The sequence below is a fragment of the Nonomuraea aurantiaca genome, assembly GCF_020215705.1.
Classification (GTDB): Bacteria; Actinomycetota; Actinomycetes; order Streptosporangiales; family Streptosporangiaceae; genus Nonomuraea; species Nonomuraea aurantiaca.
In genome coordinates this window covers 1-3,683 of sequence record NZ_JAIWNB010000089.1, presented here as the reverse complement: position 1 = coordinate 3,683, position 3,683 = coordinate 1, and the positions used below count along the sequence as shown (strand labels likewise).

The 3,683-nt window shown below is 64.1% G+C and carries 4 protein-coding genes; 1 reads left to right on the top strand and 3 read right to left on the bottom strand.

Annotation, left to right across the window (positions count from 1 at the left end):
* Positions 1–640: 640 nt before the first annotated feature.
* On the bottom strand, positions 641–1,504 hold the full coding sequence (locus LDL49_RS56165) for a hypothetical protein (RefSeq protein ID WP_225303141.1): 864 nt from the start codon (positions 1,502–1,504) through the stop codon (positions 641–643).
* A gap of 88 nt (positions 1,505–1,592) precedes the next feature.
* Positions 1,593–2,189, bottom strand: a complete 597-nt coding sequence (locus LDL49_RS56160; protein WP_225303140.1) for a DUF6262 family protein — start codon at positions 2,187–2,189, stop codon at positions 1,593–1,595.
* Between the two features lie 368 nt (positions 2,190–2,557).
* On the opposite strand from LDL49_RS56160, the gene LDL49_RS56155 reads away from it, so the two are divergent.
* A complete protein-coding gene (locus LDL49_RS56155; RefSeq protein WP_225303139.1) occupies positions 2,558–3,307 on the top strand; it encodes a hypothetical protein in 750 nt (249 codons plus the stop codon).
* Between the two features lie 3 nt (positions 3,308–3,310).
* On the opposite strand, the gene LDL49_RS56150 is transcribed toward LDL49_RS56155, so the two are convergent.
* Positions 3,311–3,683: hypothetical protein (locus LDL49_RS56150; RefSeq protein WP_225303138.1), on the bottom strand; the 373-nt coding region annotated here is incomplete at its 5' end.

Genomic DNA, 3,683 nt, shown 5'->3' with positions numbered 1-3,683 from the left:
CGAACAGCATTACGCCGCCTATCTGGAGGACACGGACGGGTTCGAGGTCGAACTCGTCGCCACCGACATGACAGACCAGTCCTGAGAATCCTGCTCTCAATCGATCCACAACTCTTGACGATTGCTCCTGTGCCGTTATCTCCATGTGTGCTGCCCTCGTGTCTGGCTGGGCTGACGGTGCTCAGCTTTGGCACCCGCAAGCTGCACCGACAGTGACGGTAACGGTGCCAGTTTCCAGTGAGAATCACTATCGAGTGACCGCTCAGGACCTCTGGGTCCGTGATCAATCCGGGCACCCAGTTCGCGTGGAGTACCGAGGGGACCAGGTAGAGGTTCTCGGCGGCGATGGACTCTGGATGGTCGTCCGGCAGCCATCACTGCCGGGCGGCGTGGGGTGGATGAGCAGCGCCTATCTGGAACGCGTTTGACGCACGCCGCCAGCCCGGCGAGTGAAGCACAGCGCGATGTGGATTGTGCGCTGAGAACCATGCATGCGTGGTGGGCAGCTGGGGATGCGTTCGGTATTGGTTAGGCCGTTGACGAGCCCACTTGCCTAACGATCTTGGGTTCAGGTCTTGCTGACCTGAGCAATCACGTCACGCACATGTGCGTGACGTGCGACTTGAAGCCAGAGTCGTGATCAGTCGCTTCGCTCGATGGCCCCTCGGATCACAAGGTCGTTGGCGAGGTCTTCGGCGACCTGCTCCGTGCGTTCGTAGCTGCAGACGAAACAGTGTCCGATGCCGATCTCATCGAGATATCCGTCGCGGTAAGGCGCGACGAGGGTCTCGTAACCGCAGACTGGGCAGTGCTCGAAGGTGGTGCTGTCCGGGTCGCCGGGTGTCGGGGTGAACTGGTCGGCCCACTCGCTGGTGTCGGCGCGCCGCTGCGCCTCATCGTCCCCCAGGGCCTCAAGGTAGCGCTCAGCACGGGCTTGCTCGGCATCGTCGTTCGCGCTCACTTGAGTCTCGTGGGCAGCCAAGGCTTCGGCGGTGATCGCGTGTGTAATCTCCGGATAGTCGCCGAGGGCGTCGAGCGCTTCGAGATGTTCCGCCGAAAGAGATTCGGATGGCTGTTCGCTGACTTCGCGCGCGTGTCGGATCTCTTGCGTGATCTCCAGCGCGCGCTTCAGGATTGGCCCCCTCACCTCTGTGAAGTTCGGCTCGAGTCCTTCCTCGTCTCCCGGTCCGCGCCAGAAGATGGACTTGACGAACTCGGGCTTGGTGGGGTCGTGGAGGACCCGCGTCGCTCCGTTATCGGCGGGGATGCCATTGGCCTCGATGACCTCCAGCAGCCCGCTCGCTGGCAGCATGTATCCCTCGCGCTTGAACTCCTTCCCTGGCCATGCATGCGCGACGATCACGGCTAGCCCGTTGGTCAGGGCCTGATCGAAGACCGCCTCTGCTCCGCGGGCTGAAGGACCCCGCCGCAGCGCATAGACACAGGCCCCGAATTGCTCCGCCCGGCGCCGTTGTGTGAGCCTCAGCCGCTCATTCCGATCCATGTCGCGCAGAGTAGTTCTTTCATCGCGTGTGGGGCGAGAGGGTTTTGGCCGAAGGAAGGGCCGAGTGCCGTTGGTCCTTTCGGTGGCCTCAGCTGGTCGCATGCGGTTCGTTGGCATGCTGTGTGAGCTCCAGGATTTCGGCTTCGAGGCGGGCGATCTGGGTGTCGAGGAAGCGGTTGTTCTCGCGGGCGGCCTTGAGCCGGTCGCTGAACCGCTGATTATCAGCGGTGAGTTTCCGGTTGTCCTGGCGAAGGGTCCGGTTGTCAGTGGTGATGCGTTCGACTGCGTCGGCGGGAAGGTCGATTTCCAGGTCGCGGATCTGGCCCAGCAGCCGGCTGATCTGGTCGCGCTGGTTGCTGATCTCGACGTAGGCGGCTTTGAGGGCGTGCTCAGCGTTGAGCGCCCTGTCCTTCCAGGGCCCGGCGGCATCGGCCGGTCGGGGCCGGTTCGGTGACGGTGTGGCCGTGCCGTCCGCTTTCGCTTCGGCGAGGAGTTGCTGGGCCTCTTCGTTGGTGTAGAGGAAGGTGCGGGAGACATCGGCTCGGCGGGCGACCACGGCGAGCTCGATCTCCATGCCATCGCGTCGCATCCGGGTCAGGGTGTTGCGGACCCGCTTGAGCATCTGCTCGGTCCGGCCGCGGCGGGCCTGGATGGCGGCCTGAGTCCGGGTCGACTCAGTACTCACTGGTCGGCCTCCTCGTCGGCGAGGGCGGCCAGATCGTCGGCTCGGAAGTTGAGGCTCCAGATCCGCTGGAAGTAGTCCTGAGGCCGCCTGAGATCCAGGGCGAGCGCCTGGTCAAGCAGGCCAAGTCCGGCCAGGGCCTTCTCCAGTCCGGCGATGGAGCGGGCGGTCGGTTCGAACGCCGCGTGCAGGTAGTCTGCGACCTCGTCGGTGGGCGCGCGTTCGGCAAGGGAGCGCCATTGCTCGGCTTTGCGTCGCCAGTAGAGGAGGTCGGCGCCGGACAGAACGAACTTGTCGCAGTTTGTGCAGTTTTCTCTGAACTAGAAGTGCCGAGTGCTGGTTCTGCTCTCGGGCAAGGCGGACGGCCACTCATGATGTTGAATATCCGCGTGGTGGACTGGACGCAGTTGGAGGACGTCTTCGGGACGGCCAATCAGATACCCGTGCTCCTGGCTCGAGTCGAGCAGGGGTCCGACGATGTCGCCTGGCAAGAACTCGGCGATCGCCTCTGCCATCAGGGTGAGACCGTTGCGCCAGCAAGCGTCGCCGCGCTGCCGGCTCTCATTGCGCTGGCTCGAACTGACCTGAAGGCCTTGGATCTCGCCAGCGACATCGTGTGCTGCGCCATGGAACATCAGACCGACGTCTCGCTGCTCCGCGATCACCAGGGCTCGATTGCGGAGCTGGATGACCTTCTCGACCGCCATCTGCGGACTCGGCCTTCGAACTACCAGACGACTTTCCGCTACCTCCTCGCAGCTCGCGGTCATGTTCGCTGGAGCAAGGTCCTGGGCGACTTCACCGATGACTTCTACTGGGTCTCCTGCCCGGCCTGCTCCTTGGAGGTGACCGTCGCCATCGGAGACTTTGGGCGCTATTGCGCGGTAAGAGACTGGGATCTCGGCGATGTTGACCGCCGTGCGCTGAGGCCCGCGCGGGCCGCCGATCTGGCGGGCCCGGGTCTTTGGATGCATGACCTTGCGGTTCGCGACGGGCAGACCAAGCTGGCAGAGGGGCTGACCTTCCTCTTCGGGCAGGCCGAGTGTCCTCGTTGCGCGAGCGTGTTCCGTGTCTCCGAAGCACACAGTTCTGAGAACCTTCCGACCGAGCGGTTGGCGTAGCCGTCAGTCCTTCCGCGACAGAGTGATTTCGGTGTCGGTTTCTGGCTGTCCGCTGCCTCGGGCTCCGATCTGGTTGAACGGCGGGACTCCAAGGAACACGGGCGATGACCCGCGTTCCTGCCGGGCGTCGAGTTGGACGAGCTTGTCCTCGGCGCCAGCCAGGCTGACCCGGAGTCCTTCGACTTCGCCGAGCCAGCCTTCGCGTTCGGCTTCGGCGATGCGGGCGATGAGGTTGTCGCGGATCTCTTCGGTCGCGTCCTCGGAGCGGTGTAAAAGCTCGACGAGGTAGGTGCCGTGGGTTGATCTTAAGCGGCCACCGTTACGGACGTCGAGTCGCTCGCTGGGGTGGCCTCTGGGTGAAGCTGGGTGGGCGGCT

What these genes read in the sequence shown, in the direction of transcription:
- LDL49_RS56165 (WP_225303141.1), bottom strand. Translation starts at nt 1,504, where the DNA reads ATGGATCGGAATGAGCGGCTGAGGCTCACACAACGGCGCCGGGCGGAG.
- LDL49_RS56155 (WP_225303139.1), top strand. Translation starts at nt 2,558, where the DNA reads ATGATGTTGAATATCCGCGTGGTGGACTGGACGCAGTTGGAGGACGTC.